Below are 21386 nucleotides of genomic sequence, written 5' to 3'. Positions count from 1 at the left end.
ATGAACTTATTTACAAAGTTGCTTAAGGTGGCTGCATCCACTTTCATGCTCAGCGCCGCCTTTATTTATTTTACGCCGGCCGAAAAGGGAGAGGCCGCTGAATTGTGTACTGGAATTTCGGCAAGCATAGTCGTTCAATGGGATGGCGCTGAGCTGAAACTTGGCCAGATTGGAAGACTGACAATTCTAAGAGAGACACCGCTTTTTAAATTAAATGGTGAGAGCAGGCAGTTTTCCAGAATGCTAAAAGCAGGTGAGACCTATAGGATTTATGCCTTTAAGCCTGGTATGCTGAGCGTCGGTGGAGGCTACTTTGTTGACCGTGATGCCAGGGTAAAATACGAAACACCATCGAAAACGAAGCTTGGCCAGCTCGATTGCAAAAAGGCAGCGGTTGCCGAAAGCAAGACTCCGGTCGAATTAACGGATACAAGGCACGCCATTGTGGACAAACTTGGACCGGAAAGACGTATTAGTTTAAATGAATATGGAACTTCCTGGTACACCTATCATAAAGGGTACAGGAATTATTATATGGTCAGCTATGTAAATGATAAAATTGGCGCGCTATACACCATGGACACCGCTTTTCAATTCGAGAATGTAAGAGTGGGAATGGCCCGCGATGCTGTCAAAGCCGCGCTCGGAAACCCTGTGGAAGGAATTACAAAGGGAAATATAAACTATTCTGTTCGAAATGATAATGAACAGCAAACCTTCTATAAGAATGATTTTTATATAACCGTATTTTACGATATTCATAACTACGGAAAAGTTACCGCTTTACAGATTGTTTCTAAAGATGTGGAGAATAGGAAGGCCGGTTTCTTTTCACAACCTTCCGCTGCATTGCAGCAAGCGTTCGAGCTTCAGTTATTTGACCTTGTGAATGCAGACCGTGTTGGGAATGGCCTTCCTGCTTTAGCTTGGAGTGAGAAAGCTAGGCTTTCATCTAGGAGCCACTCGTTCGATATGGCGGCAAATAGTTTCTTCAGCCACACGAACCCGCGCGGACAGGACCCATTTGACCGGATGAAGGCAACCGGAATTGTGTACCAAGCTGCCGGTGAAAACATCGCAATGGGGTATACGAGCAGTATTTTTGCCCATGAGGCGCTAATGAATTCGCTCGGCCACCGAAAGAATATTTTGAGTGGAAAATATTCATATTTGGGGACCGGGGTTCAATTTCAGACAGGAACGATGCGCCCTTATTTCACTCAAAACTTTTATAAACCTTATTAATTTTGCTTTGCTGTACTAAGTAAAATGATTCCAATACCCGGACTGGATTCCTTTCCGGGTACTTTTTTGGGCGGAGGCCTCCTTGCTTTGTATGAGGGATAATTTTCTATATTCCTAATCCATATTACCTATAATAACAATGAAAGACATTTTTAACTGGTACTATTTTTCCAATTTTGTAGAAATGAAGGCGCTGGTGGAAAGATTTGTCGTATACTAGTATAGTAAGGTTTGAGAGATGAAGGGAGAGACAGATGAGAAATAAGGTTTTTATTTGTATCGTGTTATTGTTGTCAATTGTTACAGCTCCATTTTCCACCGAAAGCGGACAAGCCGCGACCACCACTCCATATGTCAGCTGGGACGGGGCGCAGCTTGTAAAAGGACAGATTGGCAGGGTAGATATCCTTAAGCCTATCAACTTATGGAAAAAAGAAAATAATAAACTCACATTCGTCCGAGTCCTAAAACCTGGCGAAAGGTATCGTGTCTATCAGTTCAGTTCGGAATTCGGCGGCCAGTACGGGGTTGGCGGCTCGTATTTTGTTACAAAAATGGCAGGGTACGTAGAGTACAGAACTCCGTCACTCCACAAACTGAAGCTGGTAAATCCTGAACTATATGGAACAAAGCTTTCCATCGGGACGGTGACGGATGAGCAGTCGAAAGTTCTTGCGCCGGGGGTAACCCAGTCGAAGCTTTCGGTAGATAGCTCCCGCGGAAAACAGCAAATCTATGTTCTCGGAGTCGACCAGCAGGCATCGCAAATCAAATTCGAAACAACGCTGGCAAAGGACCAAATGATAGGTTTTGAAACTGTAAGCTCAATGGCCGCTCGAAAGCAGGCTGACGAGCATTTTATCATCGGTGGCGTGAATGGTGATTACTTCGATTCAAATGGCTCGCCAACAGACTTGACTGTCCATAACGGAGAGATTGTTACGACGAATAAGACTCCGGAAAATGAACGGACAATTTTTGGGGTTTCCCCTGAAGGAAAAGCAATTATTGGAAATCCTGATATTACGCTAAGTATGACTGTGAATGGACAGAATCCCTATTTGATTGATTCGGTCAATAAGCGTCGTTTTGCGGACCATCTTGTTCTCTACACCCCCTATTTCGCTTCAACGACGATGACGAATGAACTGGGTACCGAAGTGGTTCTGACCAATATTGAGGGCAAGCTGAACGGAAATGGTACGGTCAAGGCAGTTGTAAAAGAAGTTGTCGTCGGCAAGGGCAGCGCACCGTTGGTTCCAGGTGAGTTGGTTCTTTCGGGGCATGCAAAAGGAAGTGAGTACCTGAAAAGCCTTGTTGCCGGCGATGTAGTCGAGATTAATCTCGCATATAACAATCCGGCCTGGGACAAGGTTGAACAGGCGATCGGCGGCAGGTATTACCTTGTTAAAAACGGCGTCGCGCAAACGATTAGTGTAACAGGCGCGGCACCGAGAACGGCTATTGGCATTAAGAAGGACGGATCCGTTTTCGTTATTGTCATAGACGGAAGGCAAACCGTAAGTGCGGGTGTCACACTGACTGAAACCGCCAAAGTGATGAAAGATCTTGGTGCGGTCGAAGCGATGACATTTGACGGTGGCGGTTCATCTACGATGGTTGCTCGTGAACCGGGAAATGCGGATGCGACCGTTGTCAACTCGCCATCAGATGGGATAGAGCGAAATGTCGCCAATTCCCTGCTTATTGTCGGTTTGTGGAAAGCAGGCCCGCTTCATACATTGCTTCTATCCGCAAACGATCTGAAGCTTTTTGCGGGTGCAACCTATAAAAACCTTAACATTTCTGTTCGTGGGCTGGATAAGAACAATAACCCAATTACTGTAACAGATCCACTGGCCTGGACTTCGACACTTGGAACGTTCAACAGCGATGGGTCATTTACAGCCGGGAAGACAGCTGGAAAAGGCACGATTACCGCTTCTACCGGAACATTCAAAGCAAGTGTCAACGCGGAAATCGTCAATACACTCGATAGCATTAAGCTTGCAAATCCAACAGTTATTGTTGATAAAAATGGATCATTCTCGGTTCCGGCATCTGGATATCTTGCGGGCAAAAAAATTGTAGAGGATCCGGCTGTATTCCAATACACGCTCTCTTCACCAATCGGAACGGTGGAAAACGGACTCTTTAAGGCCGGGAATGAGGATGGTTCGGCCACAGTGACCGTTTCATACGGAACAGTATCTGCCAAGTTCAATGTCATTGTCGGCAATCCAGGCTCCATCGTTGTCGAAAACTTTGAAGGCAGCCTTTCAGGATGGAAAGCAAGCGGTGCGCGCTTCAATTCTGTGTCGATTGCTCCGGAAAAAGTGTATATCAAAACCGGAACCCAGTCTCTGAAGGTAGCGTATGACTTTATTGGAACAACGGGAACCTCCGGGGTTTATGCAACTCCGCCTGCATCAATTGAAATTCCGGGAGTACCGGTAAAAATCGGTATGTGGGTGTACGGGGACGCAAAAGGCCACTGGCTGCGTTCGCAGTTGAGAGATGCGGCCGGCACCGAAATCCAGCTCGATTTTACTAACAATCTTGACTGGACTGGCTGGAAATACGTTGAAGCGGAAATGCCGGCAGGACTGAAGGCTCCTTACAGAATTGAAATGCCAGTCCGCTATATGGAGACAAATGACCTGAACAAAAACAAAGGCCAAATCTTTGTGGATGATATTACCGCGGTTTATTAATGCAAAAAAAAGCAACAATCAAATGCCTCTGCAAGATTTGCAGAGGCATTTGGTTTGATATCACTGCTAAACTATTTACCTATAATTTAACTTGCGCCCGTATATCCAATTGATTATCCTGAGTAAAAGGGATTAGAAACAGATGTTTGCAGATTACAAACGATTATGTTAATAATAAGATGATATGTTTACAATTTTGTTAATATTGATTATGCTGAAAAAGCATATTTACTATAAATCTCTAATTATTGTATCCACTATCTGAGGGAGCTGGAGGGAGTATTTTAAGCAATGGAACACTTAAACGGTCAAAATGAGCTTTTGGAACAATTGAAGGAAAACCCTCCGAAAATTATTGGGGGATATAAAAAACAGGGATGGGCTGTAAAAGCGCTCGACAAAATTAGTAATGATGCGATTGAAATAGAGGACGATGGAACCATTACAGCCAAAGCCGTACTCGAATCGAGTGACCTATCCTACTATCCTGCATTCCTGAATTTGGACCTGAAACAAAAGGGACAAATTTTAGGCGTATACTTTATTGCGGAAAACAAAGACCAATTTGATTTGATTCCGTTTGAACTGGCAAAGGAATTTATTGAAAAACCTGAAGGGGAACTGCTCCCCTTTAAATACCGTACAATCGAAAAAATCGAAGGCGATGAATTCCAGAAAAACTGGCCGGAATTCAGCTGAACACACGGCGGGCTCGTTTAGCGGGCTTGCCTTTTTTTATTGCCTAACTTACACATCTCCCCGATTTCGACACCATTTAAACCTTTTGTAACAAAAATGTAACATAAAAGCGAGATTTGTAAAACTAGTGAAATAGACTCTGGCATCCTCTTATACTAAAATGAACATATGTTGTAAGAAATTACATAATATTCACAAAATCGACAAAGATATACTTTTCGGGGGTTGCTGATGAAGAAGGTTAGAAGTTTGCCATTCATTTTGATGCTTATCATAGCTTTTATAACTGCAGGCACTGAAAAGGCCGATGCTGCAGAAATTGTGGATTTGACGGACTATGCCCAAAAATTTGTGGGTGTTCCATATAAATGGGGAGGCACGACACCATCAGGGTTCGATTGTTCGGGTTATGTCTCTTATGTATATAGTGAATTTGGTGTTGACCTTCCACGGACAAGCGCGGACCAATTTGCCCAGGGTGAAAAAATCGATCCGGCTGATAGGGTTCCCGGCGACCTAGTGTTCTTTACTACTTATAAAGCTGGTCCATCCCATTCTGGAATCTATCTCGGGGACAATAAATTCATTCATGCATCACCAAAGGGAATAGCAATCTCCAGCTTGAATGAAAGCTATTACAAGAAAAGGTACCTTGGTGCGAGAAGATACATTCAGCCCGCTCCTATAAAGGATGGGCAAATCGGGAAAGTCTACATAAAGAAGAAAGTCAACCTTTGGCAGCGTGACGAAAACGGTAAGCTAAAGGAAGTAAGGGTGCTCAATCCTGGTGAAACATACCGTGTATATGGAAGCGACTCACTGTACGGAGGGCAATTCAACCTTGGATCGCAGCTTTACATCACGAATATTGCAACCCATATTGAATTTAAGCCGGCGGGTAATTAAATAGAAAATAAAACCTCCTAGGACAATTTCTAGGAGGTTTTATTTTGGAGATTTAGTGAAAAACTGCCCCTCTTTTTCAAAAGGGGCAGGGAATATTATTGCTCTTGAGTAGGCATAATTACCTTCCAGCTGGACATATCAGGATTTTCTTTTTTAAGAAGTTCTTTTGGAAATACAAAAGTCCATGGGCGTGTTGCATTTGCCTTTACCTTAAAATCATTAAGTTTAAAGCCGCCCTTCGCGATAATATCTCCAGCCGCATCCACTATTGCCAATGGAATCTGCTCTAATTGTAGGGGGTTTTTACTTCCATTCCTTATCATGACTGTTACCCCAAGTTGGCCTTCATTAGAATATTCAGCTTGAAAGCCCATTATGTTTACTTGGTTTGGTTCAAGTTTAGGCAGATCGTCGACAATCTTCTTAAGATGTTCCTTCTGACTTGGATCTAGTTGTGCTTCCCAGCTAGGGGCGAGATCAAGTTCATGGGGTTTATCTTCCCGAGATTGGATAAGCTCAAATTCAATCTTCCACTCCTTATCCGGATTTACCTCACCAAGCTTATCCCCTTCTTCAAATAGGAATCTCCAAGGAATACACGTACGGGCGGGAATTTCACCAAGAGTCTCAAGTTCGAAATTCCTTTTTGCCACCACTTGTCCCTCTCCATCAAGGAGGACGAGATTAATTGCTTCAAAGCGTATTGGTTTATCAAGCGTGTTTCGGAGAAAGGCGACTACTACATATCCTTCATTGAAGTTTAATAGTTTTATTCCGTCTATAGAGACCTGGTTTGGTTTCAACAAAGGGAGTTGTTGATGTTGGAACATATAAATATAACGTTCCGAATTTGTAAGTTCCCAATCCGGGTGGAAAACCAGCGTCGTTTTAACGTGGCCATCCGCCTGGGAAGCCTGATTCGACACACTTTTATCTTCATTTTCTATTTCGAACTTATTATTATCTAAAGCCACTTTTTTTCCTCCTAGCTTTATTCCGCTCTAAGACCTGTTTTGGCTCTTGATATATTCAATAAAACGGATGGTTACACCAGATTCAATTGAAAACAAGAGTTGATTAAATTCACGGAGCGCGTCAAATTCAAACAAGCGGTATGGGTCTTCCTGGCTGTACCCTCTCACACCGACACCGTCCTTGTATTGCGTCATCAATACAAGATGCTGAATCCAGTTCATGTCAATCATTTGCAAAAGGAAAATTTTCAGCTGTTTGCCCAGATTCTCGTCATCCTGCAGCGAAAGAATTTCTTTCTCAAGGATTCCGTATTCATCCATCATCCTGTTTAAAATTTCAACACGGGAAAGATCTTCAATATCTTCAACCTTAATATCAAAATTGATAAAGACAAACCCAAGTTCCTCGATAAGACCTGTTAAGTTCCGCCTGCCGTCATTTTCCTCATTGTTATCTTTACAGTATTTTTCAACAATCGCAGAAATATAGTTTTTGATATACCCAGTTAATTCAGGGAAAATGTCTTTTGGGTCAGACTTAAGGACCCGGTCGCGCATTGAATATATAATTTTACTCTGGCTATCCAGGACATTGTCAAGCTTCAGGATATGCTTCCTCGAAGAGTGGTGGGCGTATTCAACTGTCTGCTGGACCTTGAGTACGAATTTATGCGGGTCCGGTGACAGGACAAGTCCGTTTTCATCCGTTTTAACCTTCTTCAGATAGCGTTCCATTTCCTCCTCGTCATAATAGACGAAAAGGTCATCCTCAAGGGATATAATGAAAATGGAGGAACCCGGATCGCCTTGGCGACCCGACCGCCCCCTCAGCTGCATGTCGATTCGGAAGCTTTCGTGCCTCTCGGTTCCGATGATATGAAGGCCGCCCAGTTCCTTGACACCGGGGCCAAGGGTAATATCGGTTCCGCGGCCGGCCATATTGGTGGCAATCATAATCTGGCCTTTTTGACCAGCTGTCTGGATGATCGCGGCCTCATCTTCCTCTGTTTTCGCATTCAGGATCCGGTGCTTGATCCTTTTTTCTTTCAAATGCTTTGATAGGTTTTCCGACTGTTCTATCGAAGTAGTCCCAATCAGGATCGGCATGCCGGTTGCATGGACTGTTTGTACTTCTTCGATGATACGCCGGATTTTTGATTTTTTATCCCTGTATATGAGGTCATCCATGTCGACCCTTTGGACTGGCCGGTTCGGAGGCACCGAGACAACGTTCAGGTCGTAAGTTTCAAGGAACTCTTCCTTTGAAGGGGTCGCGCTCCCGGTCATTCCGCATAGCTTGGCATACATCCGGAAATAGTTCTGGATGGTGATGGTCGCCTGTGATTCGTTTTCTTCCGTAATTTCAAGGCCTTCTTTGGCTTCAAGCGCCTGATGAAGTCCTTCGCTGAAAGTCCTTCCCTCCATTATTCGGCCAGTAAATTTGTCGATCAGTGCTATTTTTCCATCCTTGACGATATAATCGACATCCTTCTTCATAATGAACGCAGCTTTTAATGACTGGACAACATTATGCAAAAGGTCCTGGTGCTCGGCATCATAAAGGTTCGCGATGCCAAATGCCTTCTCGACCTTAGTAGCACCATTGTCTTTCAGATAGATTTGCTTTGTTTCCGAGAAGAGTTCATAGTCGGAATCGGCTTCGAAGGTTTTCATCAACTCAGCTGTAATGTAAAATAACTCGGGCCCGTGGCTTGATTTGTTGGCAATAATGAGCGGAGTCCGTGCCTCATCAATCAGGATGCTGTCAATTTCATCGACAATCGCATAATAGAGCGGACGCTGTACCTTGTCGTTAATATTGAACACCATGTTATCGCGCAGATAATCAAAACCAAACTCAGTACCCGTTCCATACGTAATATGGGCGGCATAGGCATCGCGCTTGGCTTCGGGCGGCATTTCGGAAATATTCAAACCGACCTTTAATCCTAGGAATTCGTGGATTTTGCCCATTTGTTCGAAGTCCCGCTTGGCCAGATATTCATTTGCTGTAATGATATGAACGCCCTTGTTTTCAAGGCCGTGAAGATAACTTGGCAACGTTGCGACCAGCGTTTTTCCTTCGCCTGTCTGCATTTCGGCGATGCTTCCTTCATGAAGGACGAGCCCGCCGATTAACTGGACGTCAAAATGCCGAAGACCCAGGACGCGCTTGGATGCTTCCCGGACTACGGCAAAAGCCTCTACCTTTATATCTTCAAGTGTTTTTCCTTTTTCCAGCTCTTCCATAAAAAATTGAGTTTTGTTTTTTAATTCCTCATCACTGAGGCTTTCGAAGTGTTGTTCAAGTTCGTTAATTTTATCGACGATTTTCGACAAACGCCTAATTTCCCTGCTGCTGTCGCTGAATAGCATTTTAACCTTAGCTAGCATACTTTTCTCTCCTGTGTAGGTATAGGATGGTCTAGACGCATTATACCATACATAGGAAGGAAATGGTCGAAAACGGACATAGGGATAATTTCCCAAGCATAAGAAGGGACTCCCGGTTCCTGTTGAAACTTTTACCGGGCAAATAACGTCGTAATAAGGAGAAGGGGGCACAGTTTTGGATTGGGGAGGGCGGGTAATGATAAGGGAGCAGGCAGACTATTTTCTTTTTTAGTTTGCCAAGCGGTTACCATGATGATACATCCCAATTAAAAAATCATTGCTTAACCGGTGAGATGTGATACGATAGGATTGGTTGAGGAAGACTAAAACAAACCTACAAAAGGTGATGATGAATGTACACACAAGCTATCCTGGCTTTTTTTGCTGCATTGATAACTGTCCTGGTACTCACGCCACTTGTCATTAAATTCGCCGTTTGGTTTGGAGCAATCGACAAGCCGAACGAAAGAAAAGTCCATCAGAAAATTATGCCCCGCCTTGGCGGGCTTGCCATATTCCTTGGAGTAATTGCCGGCTATTTAGTTGGCGGCCTATACGAACAAAAAGTTAATACAATCAGCGTAGGAGCAATCCTAATCATTCTGATTGGAATTCTTGACGATAAATTTGAACTTTCCGCAAAAACGAAATTCGCCGGCCAGCTCATCGTTGCTTCGCTTATTCTTGCAAGCGGGCTGAAAATCGATCTCGTTACGATTCCGTATATCGGCAGCTTTGAATTGGGTCTTTGGAGTTATCCTGTGACCATTTTCTGGATTGTTGCTATTACAAATGCCATCAACCTGATTGACGGGCTTGACGGACTTTCGGCTGGGGTTTCTGCAATCGGGATAGCTACAATCGCCATTTTGGCCGCTTTTGCCGGAAAGGCACTTATTTTCACGCTTTCGCTTATCCTGTTGGGAAGCATCATTGGATTCCTGTTTTATAATTTCCATCCGGCAAAAATATTTATGGGAGATACGGGAGCCTTGTTCCTCGGCTACTCCATATCGATTTTGTCGCTGCTTGGGCTTTATAAAAGTGTTACGCTGTTCAGTTTCCTTGTCCCGATTATTATACTCGGGGTTCCGGTATTTGATACCACGTTTGCCATTATCCGCCGGATTGTGAATAAAAAACCGATTTCGGCACCGGATAAATCGCACCTTCACCATAGGCTGCTTGAGTTGGGACTGTCCCATCGCAATACGGTCCTTGCCATTTATGCATTTGGCATTTTGTTCAGCGCGGCCGCTGTTCTGCTGTCCGAATCAACGCTCTGGGGTTCGATCTTCATTATTTTCGGCCTTCTCGTTATTACGGAAGTAATTGCCGAACTAATTGGCATTGTCCATGTGAAGTACAAGCCCATTCTTGGCCTTTTCAAAAAGCTGACCCAAAAAAGGCCGGTTGGCGGAAGGCGCTACTAACTTTTTCTTATGATTGCCTGCAATACCAGCTTTTATGCAAAGGCATAAGGCTAAATGGTTTTGCATGAATAAACTAAATACCAAGGCTTCCAGAAACTTGCAAGCCTGTCCGGGCCCGGCGGCAGCCGGGCCTTTTATGTGCAATGAAGAAGGGAATGCATTCCTTGCGAAAAGGACTAGAAAGAAGCGACGGATGCATGGATATAACCGGGAGCCTTAGAGTCGTGGCATTTTTCCACAATCCAGTTGATTTTCTAGTAAGAAATTATTTCCCTTTTGCTTTGTTTTATGCAAAAATAAGTGTGTTTCCGATTATTTTTTTCCAAGTTATGGACCATGTCGAAAAAGTTATGCTTTTTTTGTCAAAGTATGGCGGTTTTTAATACGGAAAATATGTTAAACTAAGACATGTTTTTATAAAAAAACATGCCGATTTTACACTATTGGAGGTTTACCTATGAAAGTGCCTATGCTCGATCTTAGTGAACAATATCAGGGCCTTCGTTCTGAAATTATGGACGTGCTGGATCAAGTGATGAGCTCCTCGCAGTTCATTCTGGGCAGCAATGTGAAGAAACTAGAACAAGATGTTGCCCAATTCAGCAATGTCGCCCATGCGGTAGGATGCGCGAACGGCAGTGATGCGATACATATAGCCCTGCAGGCATTGGGGGTTGGTCCCGGGGATGAAGTCATTACAACCCCATTCACTTTCTTTGCGACCGGCGGAGCGATTGTCCGTGCCGGAGCGACGCCTGTATACGTTGATATCGACCCGGTAACCTTCAATATCGATCCGGTAAAAGTCGAGGAAGCGATTACAGATAAAACAAAAGCCATCATTCCTGTCCACCTGTACGGCCAAATGGCAGATATGGAGAAATTGGCGGAAATCGCGAAGAAGCACAATCTTTTTATTGTTGAAGACGCTGCCCAGGCAATCGGGGCAAAGCAAAACGGTCATTCGGTCGGTGAACTGGGCGATGCCGCAACGTACAGCTTTTTCCCTACGAAAAACCTTGGCGCGTACGGAGATGCCGGCATGATCGTTACCAACAACGATGATACGGCTGAAAAAATGCGTGTCATCCGGGTTCATGGAAGTAAGCCGAAATATTATCACCATGTCCTAGGCTACAACAGCCGGCTTGATGAGATGCAGGCGGCAATCCTGAACGTGAAATTCCCACACCTTCCAAAATGGGGCGAACTTCGCCGTGAAAAAGCCGCTGAATACACAAGGCTTTTACAGGAAAAGGTTGGCGGCCATGTGCAGGTGCCGGTTGAAGCCGAAGGGAACTACCATGTGTTCCATCAATACACCATTCGTGCCGAAAACCGCGATGAGCTTCAGTCATACCTGAAAGAGCAAGGAGTTGCGACGATGATCTACTATCCGCTGCCGCTTCATGTACAGCCTGTCTTTAAAAACCTTGGCTATAATGAAGGTGATTTGCCGCTTGCTGAAAAGGTGGCGAATGAAGCGCTTTCACTTCCGATGTTCCCAGAGTTAAAGCAGGAACAGCAGGAGTATGTCGTTTCAAAAATTGCTGAATTTTACAATAAATAATGACTGGAAAACGTCGCCAAACTCGGGGGCGTTTTCTTTGCTTGCCTTTGCGCCAAAACGCAATGGCAACTTTCTAAGAACGTTGTAGAGGATGGTGCCGAATTGGCGGAAGAAAAGAAATACACTTTATATGAATACTTGTTGTATTTTTGGAAAAGAAAATGGCTTTTTGTCATTATCCCGCTTGCTACAGCAGTCTTAATAGCGGCGGCGGTCTATATTCTGAAAGCCGATAGCCGTGGCTATATAGCCGAAGGGACAGTCTTTACAGGCAATGTTAATCAAAAGGAACTTACAGACCCGGACGTTATTGAGGCTAAGTATCAGGATGTAAAGGGGCTAGCTATTAACGTTCCTGAAAGAGACAAGGTGAAGTTTACAGTCAAAGCAAAGTCCAAAACTGAGGCGGAGCAAGTGCTCGATCAGGTGACAAAGCAGTACTTCGCTGACCTTGCAAAGAACGCCCAGTTAAGGATTGATATTACGTCTAAACAGCTTTCTTGGCTTAAAAGAAGGGTAGATGTTCTTGATTCAAATTTAGCGCTCTACAACGAGAAACTGACAGACCAAAATCTGGACATAACCCGTGAGAAAGATTACATGGAATTAATCGGCAAATCCGAAGATGAACTAACAAGGGCTTCTGAAAGAGCTCATAAAATGGGAGGCGATATCGATCTCTTCTCTTACCCGCAAATTCTTCCGGCCGAGGTCCACAAGGCAAAATCCTATATCCCGGAAAGCCTTGCGATTGGAATCATTCTCGGGCTTATCCTGACAGTAGCCCTATTGACCCTCATGAAATACCTGTCGGATGCAAGAAAGTTTTATAAGGAAAAAGGCTCATTTCTCGATTAAATCCTTCTCAGTTGATATAAACCGAGCCTTCCATAAGGGGAGATTGACCGTGGAATACAAGTAATTGCTGGAAGCCAAAAAGGCGATGGTTTGAATTCCACAATGATTAAATGATAAACTAACAAAAAATTGCGCCTCAGCATAAGATGGGTGATTGCCGGGTAGGAAACTCAAAACCGGCTGCAATTTTCAAAGAAACAGCCAGTCCAGTGATTCGCAAAGTAAAGGAGAAGAAACCAATGGGTTCATATGAAAATCTAATCAAAAAGATTGAAAATAAGGAAGCAGTTATCGGGGTTGTCGGTCTTGGCTATGTTGGCTTGCCGCTAGCGGTTGAAAAAGCGAAGGCAGGCTATAAGGTCATCGGTTTCGATGTCCAGGCAGCACGTGTTGATCAAGTTAATATGGGAATTAACTATATTGGCGACGTTGTTGACGCTGAATTGAAAGAAATGATCGACAATGGCCAGCTTCAGGCAACTACTGATTACGCTCGTATCAAGGAAGTGGATGCTGTGGCCATCTGTGTTCCAACGCCGCTTGACATTTACCAGCAGCCTGATACTTCCTACGTGAAAAGCTCCTCAAATGAAATTGCGAAATACGCCCATGAAGGGATGCTCGTTGTCCTTGAATCGACAACTTACCCGGGCACAACCGAAGAGATTGTAAAGCCTGCGCTTGAATCCAGTGGCCTTGTTACAGGGGAAACAGTATTCATCGCCTACTCTCCTGAACGGGTCGATCCGGGCAATAAGCAGTTTAAAACAAAGAATACGCCAAAAGTTGTCGGCGGCATCACGCCAAACTGTACAAAAGTTGCCGCGGCCCTCTACCGGAATGTGCTTGAAGGAGATGTCCATGAAGTTTCTTCTCCGGCAATCGCGGAAATGGAGAAAATTTTCGAAAATACATTCCGCCATATCAACATCGCGCTTGCCAATGAAATGGCAATCCTTTGCGACAAGATGGGCATTGATGTGTGGGAAGTGATTGATGCCGCTAAAACAAAGCCATATGGCTTCATGGCGTTCTATCCAGGCCCAGGGCTTGGCGGCCACTGTATTCCAATCGACCCATTCTATTTGACATGGAAGGCTCGTGAGTACAACTACCATACTCGTTTAATCGAGCTTGCGGGGGAAATCAACAATACAATGCCTGAATATGTCATCAACCGGATGATGCAAATCCTCAATGATGAAGGAAAGGCGCTCCGCAACGCGAAGGTCGCCGTACTCGGTGTCGCGTATAAGAAGGACATTGATGATGTCCGCGAATCGCCAGTTTTGAAGATTATCGAGCTTCTGAACCACCATGGCGCGGACTTCAAAGTCGTTGACCCGTATGTAGCAAGCTTCCGTTCTTGCGAAATGAAGATGGAAACGGTCGAGTTGACGAAGGAATTGCTTCAGGAATCCGATTTGGTCCTGATCGCTACCGACCACTCCGACTTTGACTACGATATGATTGCAAAAGAAAGCAAGGTTATTTTCGATACCCGTAACGCGTTGAAGGATGTTGAAAAGCCGAACAGATACGTAAAGCTGTAAAAAATTGTGAACATATTTGAACAGGTACCTAAAAACGAAAAGGGGCGAAAAGCCTAATATAGAAAGCCGTAGGGGCCGGGGAAAACCGGCCCTTGCCTACATATCATTCAAAAAGGGAGATACTTTCATGAATTATATCGATCCTTCTGCAGTCCTAGGCTCTGATGTTTCAGTCGGTCACTTTACTGTCATTGAAAAAGATGTCCGCATTGGTTCCGGCGCTGTTATCGGCAACCGTGTGACGATCCACGAAGGTACAGTCGTTGGTGAAAATACAACCGTTGCTGATGGGGCTGTGCTCGGCAAGCCGCCAAAACCGGGGAAAACAAGCACAGTCAAGCTTACCGGAACATTGCCGCCCCTTGAACTTGCGAATGATGTGACGATTGGCGCCAACTGTGTTGTGTACAGGGGAGCGAAAATCGGCTCTGGCACATTGATAGCGGACCTTGCGAGCGTCAGGGAAAATGTCGAAATTGGCGAAGCGGTTATCGTTGGCCGTGGTGTTACCGTTGAAAACTATGTTAAAATCGGCACCCGGACGAAAATCCAGTCCAATTCCTATATCACTGCTTACACAACGCTTGAGGACCATGTGTTTATTGCCCCTTGTGTTACGACGACAAATGATAATTTCATGGGCAGGACAGAAGAGCGTTTTGATAAAATCAAAGGCGCTTACGTTAAAAAGGGCGCAAGGGTCGGTGGGGCATCGATCATTCTGCCTGGCATTACAATTGAGGAAGAAACATTCGTGGCTGCCGGCGCCCTTGTGACGAAGGATACCGAGCCGAAAGCTCTTATAAAGGGTGTTCCGGCCAAGTTTGTCCGTTCCGTGGATGAACGGGAGCTGTTATAGGGTGCTGGCCCAATTTAAGCGTTTAGGAGCGGATTCGCTCCTTTACGCATTTATGAATGTGGGTACGAAGCTGATCGCGTTCATCATGCTGCCGATTTATACCCATTTCCTGTCCAGAACCAAGTACGGTTATCTGGAAATCATTGATAAATGGACAGCGATGCTGACGTTCCTGATTATTTTCGGAACCGACTCGGCATTGTCGTATTATTACTTCGAGACGAAAGACAAGGAAAAAAGGCTCCAGCATGTCAGGAATGTGATGTACTTCCGCCTTGCAATTGTCGGCGTTCTCGCGCTTGCGGTGATTACCGCCGGTCCGCAGATTTCCGCGATGCTCTTTAAAGGGGACAGTTCCCACGTTGACCTATTGTACATTTCAATCGCCACGCTCCTTGTCGATACAGTGACAATTGTCGTCCTTATGGTCATGCGCTTTGATTTCAAGACCAAAAAAGTAGTGATTTATACAGTTGCAAAAATGTTATTGATGGCTGTTTTTTCCTACCTTTTCCTAAAATATATGATGCAGTCTGCCGCGGGTATCCTTTGGGGCAGGTTTGCGGGGTTTGGGCTTATCTTCCTGCTTATGCTCTCTACGAGCTGGAAATACTTGAAGCCGAAAATCGACATGAGCATGATGAAAGATATGCTGAAATACGCCGCTCCACTAGTACCCGCGTCACTTGCGTTTTGGGTGATTGCCAACTTGAGCGTCTTTATCTTGCAGGCGTTCCAATCAATGGCGGAGGTTGGAATCTATGGCGCGGCAACAAGGCTCGCCATGATTATAACCTTGCTGACAAGCGGCGTACAGATGGCTTGGCGCCCATATTCGATGAACATAAAGGACAAGCCGTCAAGCCCGATTCTATTTTCAAAAATTTATATGGCCCTTTTGCTTCTTGGCATTTTTGGTATCATGGCGATTGCCACAGCAATGCCATGGGTCATTCGGATTCTTGATGACGAGTTTTATGAGGCATATAAATATGTCGCCCTTGTGTCGGCGGCTGTGTTCCTGAATTTTTATTACCTGATCATTTCATCAGGGCTGTTTTTCACAAAAAAAACATCCTTTATTTCCCTTGCATTCGGCATCATCGCAGTGGTGAACGTCGTGCTTAACGTGGCCTTAATCCCAACTTTTTCGATTTGGGGAGCGGTGGCATCCTACGTTATCTCCTATATGCTTGCGGTTATTTTCATTTTCCGGAAAAGCCAGAAGGAGTATTACGTGCCTGTATCGTTCGGAAAAATGTCGTTTTTGTTCACCGTCATGCTTGCTGCGGTTATTGGCATTATCTATGTCCAGGAAAACGGCCTTAGCTGGGCGTACCAGGCCTTAGCTTGGCTTGCAGTCGCGGTGGCAATAGGCATTAGCCGTGTCGACAAGGACCTAAGGAAAAAGGCGGCAGACGCCGTTGCCCGCTAAGGGTAAAAAGTATAATAAAAGTTCTTCCGATAATAGTAAAAGTAAAATAACACCTGTTTAAGGAGGCAAATCCGTGAAGATTATTACAGTACTTGGCGCCCGCCCGCAATTCATTAAAGCTGCGCCTGTATCCCGCGTGCTGCGTGAAAAGCATACAGAGATCATCGTCCATACCGGACAGCATTATGACCCGAACATGTCCGATATTTTCTTTGAGGAATTGAACATCCCGAAGCCTGATTACCACCTGGCAGTCGGTTCCGGCAGCCACGGCAAGCAGACAGGCGAAATGCTTGAGAAGCTTGAAGAAATCGTCCTAGATGAAAAGCCGGACTATCTGCTCGTTTACGGTGATACCAACTCAACACTAGCGGGCGCGCTCGTTGCCGCGAAGCTCCATATCCCGGTCATCCACATCGAGGCCGGCCTGCGCAGCTTTAACAAGAAAATGCCGGAAGAAATCAACAGGATCATGACAGACCATGTGTCGGAATTCCTGTTCTGCCCGACCGATACAGCCGTCGAAAACCTTAAGAACGAAAATATTAGACGGAACGTCTTCAATATCGGCGATGTCATGTATGACGCGGTCTTGTACAACCGCGCGATTGCCGAAGAAAAGTCGACGATCCTTGAGGACAATGGGCTTTCGAAGAAGGAGTATCATCTCATAACCATCCACCGCGCGGAAAATACGGATGACGTACAAAATATGCAAAACATCCTTGAGGCCTTCTCGAAAATCGATACGGTCAAAGTGTGGCCGCTGCACCCAAGGACGAAAAACAAACTCGCCTCCTATGGTATCGATGTGAACGCGATTCCAAACCTGAAGCTGATCGAGCCAGTTGGGTATCTCGACATGCTTACACTTGTTTCGAACGCGAAGAAAATTATTACTGATTCAGGCGGCGTCCAGAAGGAAGCCTACTTCATGAAGGTTCCGTGCATTACAGTCCGCGAACAGACGGAGTGGGTCGAGACGCTTGAAGAGGATGCGAATATCATCGCCGGGACTTCCGTCGATAAAATTCTTGAGGCTGTCCAAAAGAATGTGGAGCCATCATATAAGGATGTATTTGGAGACGGAATGGCGTCCGAAAAAATCGTTGAAATCATTGAAACCGAATCGTAAGGTGGACAGGCTATGCTCTTTCTCCTAATCTGGCTTGTTGTCCTTTCAGGCTCCATCTATTTCTTTACAAGGGCAAGCGGGAGCCTGAGCCTTTTAAAGCCCAATATGAATTCAATTATTTTTTATTATTCGTTTTTCATTTCCAGCTATATCGGGGCACTGTTGATTGCGATGGGCCTCGACGATTATTACATGATCAACAGGATGGTGTTTGATTACAACCGGTACGTCGGCTTTTTTGCGATTTCGTTTGTGATGCTTGTGTTCCCGCTTGTCATGTATTTGGTCGGAAGGCTCGCCGGGTTTGATGCGAAAAAGGAATATAACGCCTACCTGGAAAAGGAGGTTGAACTTCCATTCGCGGGGAGGAAAGATTTTTTCTTGATTTTCCTAGGGCTATCACTCGTATCGCTGGCAGCGATTGCCTATACGATGCTGAAAACGACGCATATCCCGATTCTCGATCTTGTTTTGAACCGCTCCGGACTATCACCGGGGGAATTGCGGATTAGCGCTCAGCGGAACTTTGGGGGCAATGTGCTGATCAGGAATATTTTCGCAATCGCGCTTACGCCAATGCTGTCCCTTGTGGCGTATGTGTACGCCGCGAGGACAAAGGATCCGAAATGGCAGGTGCTCTTTGCGGTATTGTTTTGCGGAGCCGTCCTGATCAGTGTCTATGACCTTGCAAAATCACCTATTTTCTTTTACATCATCATGTTCATGCTGCTGATGCTTTATATCGGCAAGCTACGATTTACGTGGGGCAGGCTTCTCGCTTGGGGCTCGCTCGGCGCTGTTCTGTTGGTCGGCATGTACATCGTAATTCAGGGCGTGACGAATATCGATGCGTATCTGTCCTATAATTCAGGACCGATCGGCAGGATGATTTTCGCACAGATTGCGCCGACCTTCCTGCACTTCGATACATTCAATGAAGCAAGGCCTTTCCTCGAAGGAAGAAGCCTTCCATCCTCACTTATCGGGCTGTTTGATATCGATCAGGTCCGTTCCGCAAGGCTTGTCATGGAAAGGGTCTTCCCGGAAAAGGTAGAACAAGGTACGGCTGGCGTGTTGAATACTCTTTTCATCGCCGAAGCATACGCCAATTTTGGCATGCTTGGTGTAATAGCGGGGACGGTGTATATTGCCACCCTCGTACAGGCATTGTATATTGTATTTTTAAGGCTGCCGAAGAACCCTGTGTTCCTGTGCCTGTTTATTTATTTTACCGTCAACATCCCGCGGACCCTTGTGGGCGGCTTTGCCGATTTTCTATTTAATCCAATCTGGATTATGATTACGGTCCTGTTTGTCGGAATTATGGTATTTATTCGCTTGCGGATCGATTTGTTTGCCTTCCTCCGGCATAGAAGATCGAGAGTAGGGCGTTAGGAGGAAACAATGAAAACTGTACTGCTTTACTATCCCTTCCAGCTTGCCAAAAATGCAAACAGCGGTTCGAAGCTCCGGCCGCGAAAAATGCACGAGGCTTTCCTCGAATGGGGGAGGGAGCACGGAATTGACATCCTGCTCCTGTCCGGCCAGTCTAAGGAGCGGGCCGCGTTGCTTGAGCAATGGAAGGCGGAAGGGCGGCTCGACAATCTTCTGTTCTGCTATATGGAAAACCAGACAATCCCTTTTTGGCTGACCGATTCGGGCCATATTCCGAAGAGGCCATTTGTCGATTCGGCTGTGATGTCTTTTTTACGTGAAAAAAATGTCCCTGTCGGGGTCTTTTACAGGGATGTGTACTGGAAGTTTGATGAACTCTATCCATTAAAGGGAGCCAAAAAGGCGCTCATGCAATTTGTTTACAGGATGGAAGAGCGTTTTTACGAAAAATACTGCAAGGTTGTCTTCTTGCCAAGCGATGCGATGGGTCGCTTTGTTGATATAAATCTTCCGAAAATTCCCCTGCCGCCTGGCGGAACGGACCGGATACCTGCATCTTTTAAGGGCAGCGCTCCGGATGTTCCGTCCAAAGGGATTTACGTAGGCGGAATCAACAACGAAGATTACGGGCTCTTCCTGCTGCTTGACGCGCTTGAAAAAGTGAATGCCGATAAGAAGGTATGCGACCTGACTGTTGTGTGCCGCGAGGATGAGTTCGCAAATCTTCCGGCGGACAAGAGGGAACGGCTTGAAAGACAGGAAGTGGCGGTACGCCATGTGAGCGGAGAAAACCTGAATGAGCTGTACCTGGAAATGGACTTCGCGTTCATCCCGCGCTATAAAAGCACCTACAACGACTTCTCCGTCCCCGTCAAGCTCGTCGAGTACCTCTCGAATGGCCTTCCTGTGCTCGCGACCAATTGCAGCGCTCAGGAGGAAATCATTGAGGGCGGCGGCTATGGCCTCATCTGTGAGGACAATGCAGCTTCAATGGCCGCCGCGATCAGCCAGATGAGCGGGGAAACTGGGAAGTACCGTGAACAAATTAAAGAAACGTTCATCCGAAACCATTCCTGGAAAGCCAGGGTGGAGAAAGTTCATGAAAGCCTGACGGGAGGTGGCAAACTGTGAAAATCCTTCTGCTTGCGCCAGGAAGGTCGATCCATACCCATAAATGGGCGCTTTTTTATAAAAATAACGGCATTGATGTGAAAGTTGTCACGTTTGCCGACCATTATTCCGAGGAAAATGCTAAGGAAGTGGAGACTATCCAGCTTCCAAAGCTGCTTCCGGGAAAACTATCGTACTTTTCCGGTGTGTTCAGCCTGAGGAAGATTTTGAAGGAATTCAAGCCGGACATCCTCCACGCACATTATGTATCGAGCTATGGCTTCATTGGCGCGCTAGCCGGCTATAAGCCTTACTATGTTTCGGTCTGGGGGCGCGATATATTCCAGTTCCCGCAGCAGGGCTCCGTCAACAGGAAAATCGTTGAATACACGCTTGGCAAGGCGGATACAATCTGCTCCACAAGCCATGTCATGGCAGTAGAGACCAATAAATATACAAATAAGCATATTTACGTGACGCCTTTTGGGGTCGATTTGGAAAAATTCAAGCCCTTGGAGCGTCCTGCAGATGAGCAGGGCGAGGATAGCATCATAATTGGGACAGTAAAAGCCCTGTCCGATAAATACGGCATTGCAGACCTTATAAGGGCGTTTGCAGTCGTTTATGAGGCCTACCCTTCCGCTAAGCTTCTCATCGTCGGAGACGGGCCGCAGCGGGCTGAATATGAACAGCTTTCCCGTGACCTTGGAATCAGTGCGGTCACGAAATTTACCGGGCGCGTTCCGAACACTGAAGTTCCCGCTTATATCAATCAAATGAATATTTTCGCCGTGCCGTCAACTGAAGACAGTGAAAGCTTTGGCGTGGCGGCAGTCGAGGCGATGGCTTGTGGAGTCCCGCCGGTCGTATCGAACGTGGGCGGCCTGCCGGAAGTCGTTATTGAAGGAAAGACCGGCTATGTCGTACCAAAAGAAAACCCGAAAGAGCTGTCGGAAGCCTTCTTGAAGCTGATCAGGGAGCCGGAAACAAGACAGGAAATGTCTGTTAATGGAATCCGGCATGTCCGGGAAAACTACGACTGGACGCAAAATGCGGCTGATATGGTTAAGCTATACAGGAAGACGTTAAAGATTGAGTAGACCAAC

16 protein-coding genes are annotated in these 21386 nt (G+C 45.7%); 14 read left to right on the top strand and 2 right to left on the bottom strand.

Annotation, left to right across the window (positions count from 1 at the left end):
- From V1499_RS21205 to V1499_RS21190, 4 genes are all read left to right on the top strand, one after another.
- Positions 1 to 1245: a CAP-associated domain-containing protein gene (locus V1499_RS21205; RefSeq protein ID WP_409272354.1), complete on the top strand. Its 1245-nt coding sequence runs from the start codon at positions 1 to 3 to the stop codon at positions 1243 to 1245.
- Positions 1246 to 1499: 254 nt separating this feature from the next.
- The gene (locus V1499_RS21200) at positions 1500 to 3959 is read left to right on the top strand and encodes a phosphodiester glycosidase family protein (RefSeq protein WP_409272353.1); all 2460 of its coding nucleotides are present in this window, start codon (positions 1500 to 1502) and stop codon (positions 3957 to 3959) included.
- Positions 3960 to 4250: 291 nt separating this feature from the next.
- Positions 4251 to 4658, top strand: coding sequence for a hypothetical protein (locus tag V1499_RS21195; RefSeq protein WP_409272351.1), 408 nt, complete (start codon positions 4251 to 4253; stop codon positions 4656 to 4658).
- Between the two features lie 231 nt (positions 4659 to 4889).
- Positions 4890 to 5564, top strand: coding sequence for a C40 family peptidase (locus V1499_RS21190; protein WP_409272349.1), 675 nt, complete (start codon positions 4890 to 4892; stop codon positions 5562 to 5564).
- A gap of 95 nt (positions 5565 to 5659) precedes the next feature.
- On the opposite strand, the gene V1499_RS21185 is transcribed toward V1499_RS21190, so the two are convergent.
- A complete protein-coding gene (locus V1499_RS21185) occupies positions 5660 to 6538 on the bottom strand; it encodes an accessory Sec system S-layer assembly protein (RefSeq protein WP_409272347.1) in 879 nt (292 codons plus the stop codon).
- A gap of 27 nt (positions 6539 to 6565) precedes the next feature.
- On the bottom strand, positions 6566 to 8932 hold the full coding sequence (gene secA2 / locus V1499_RS21180) for an accessory Sec system translocase SecA2 (RefSeq protein ID WP_409272345.1): 2367 nt from the start codon (positions 8930 to 8932) through the stop codon (positions 6566 to 6568).
- Positions 8933 to 9285: 353 nt separating this feature from the next.
- Here secA2 and V1499_RS21175 point away from each other — a divergent pair, with 353 nt between their 5' ends.
- The 10 genes from V1499_RS21175 to V1499_RS21130 all read left to right on the top strand — a co-directional run bounded on the left by V1499_RS21175 (position 9286) and on the right by V1499_RS21130 (position 21380).
- Positions 9286 to 10365: a glycosyltransferase family 4 protein gene (locus V1499_RS21175; RefSeq protein ID WP_409272344.1), complete on the top strand. Its 1080-nt coding sequence runs from the start codon at positions 9286 to 9288 to the stop codon at positions 10363 to 10365.
- 457 nt (positions 10366 to 10822) lie between these two features.
- Complete coding sequence (locus V1499_RS21170; RefSeq protein WP_409272342.1) at positions 10823 to 11935, top strand: DegT/DnrJ/EryC1/StrS family aminotransferase; 1113 nt, start codon at positions 10823 to 10825, stop codon at positions 11933 to 11935.
- Between the two features lie 102 nt (positions 11936 to 12037).
- A complete protein-coding gene (locus V1499_RS21165; RefSeq protein WP_409272340.1) occupies positions 12038 to 12793 on the top strand; it encodes a hypothetical protein in 756 nt (251 codons plus the stop codon).
- 239 nt (positions 12794 to 13032) lie between these two features.
- A complete protein-coding gene (locus tag V1499_RS21160; RefSeq protein WP_409272339.1) occupies positions 13033 to 14346 on the top strand; it encodes a nucleotide sugar dehydrogenase in 1314 nt (437 codons plus the stop codon).
- Positions 14347 to 14473: 127 nt separating this feature from the next.
- Positions 14474 to 15205 (top strand): DapH/DapD/GlmU-related protein, encoded by a 732-nt coding sequence (locus tag V1499_RS21155; RefSeq protein WP_409272338.1) that lies wholly within the window; start codon positions 14474 to 14476, stop codon positions 15203 to 15205.
- Position 15206: 1 nt separating this feature from the next.
- A complete protein-coding gene (locus tag V1499_RS21150) occupies positions 15207 to 16640 on the top strand; it encodes a lipopolysaccharide biosynthesis protein (protein WP_409272336.1) in 1434 nt (477 codons plus the stop codon).
- 73 nt (positions 16641 to 16713) lie between these two features.
- Positions 16714 to 17775 (top strand): non-hydrolyzing UDP-N-acetylglucosamine 2-epimerase, encoded by a 1062-nt coding sequence (gene wecB, locus V1499_RS21145; protein WP_409272335.1) that lies wholly within the window; start codon positions 16714 to 16716, stop codon positions 17773 to 17775.
- Between the two features lie 12 nt (positions 17776 to 17787).
- On the top strand, positions 17788 to 19170 hold the full coding sequence (locus V1499_RS21140; RefSeq protein ID WP_409272333.1) for an O-antigen polymerase: 1383 nt from the start codon (positions 17788 to 17790) through the stop codon (positions 19168 to 19170).
- A 9-nt stretch (positions 19171 to 19179) separates the two neighbouring features.
- Positions 19180 to 20301 (top strand): glycosyltransferase, encoded by a 1122-nt coding sequence (locus tag V1499_RS21135; protein ID WP_409272331.1) that lies wholly within the window; start codon positions 19180 to 19182, stop codon positions 20299 to 20301.
- Positions 20298 to 21380: a glycosyltransferase gene (locus tag V1499_RS21130; protein WP_409272330.1), complete on the top strand. Its 1083-nt coding sequence runs from the start codon at positions 20298 to 20300 to the stop codon at positions 21378 to 21380. The genes V1499_RS21135 and V1499_RS21130 overlap by 4 nt, the downstream gene beginning before the upstream one ends.
- The last annotated feature ends 6 nt before the right edge of the window (positions 21381 to 21386 follow it).

This window comes from Neobacillus oceani, from assembly GCF_046237595.1.
GTDB classification, from domain to species: Bacteria; Bacillota; Bacilli; order Bacillales; family Cytobacillaceae; genus Bacillus_D; species Bacillus_D oceani.
This window is presented reverse-complemented; position numbering and strand designations above follow the sequence as displayed.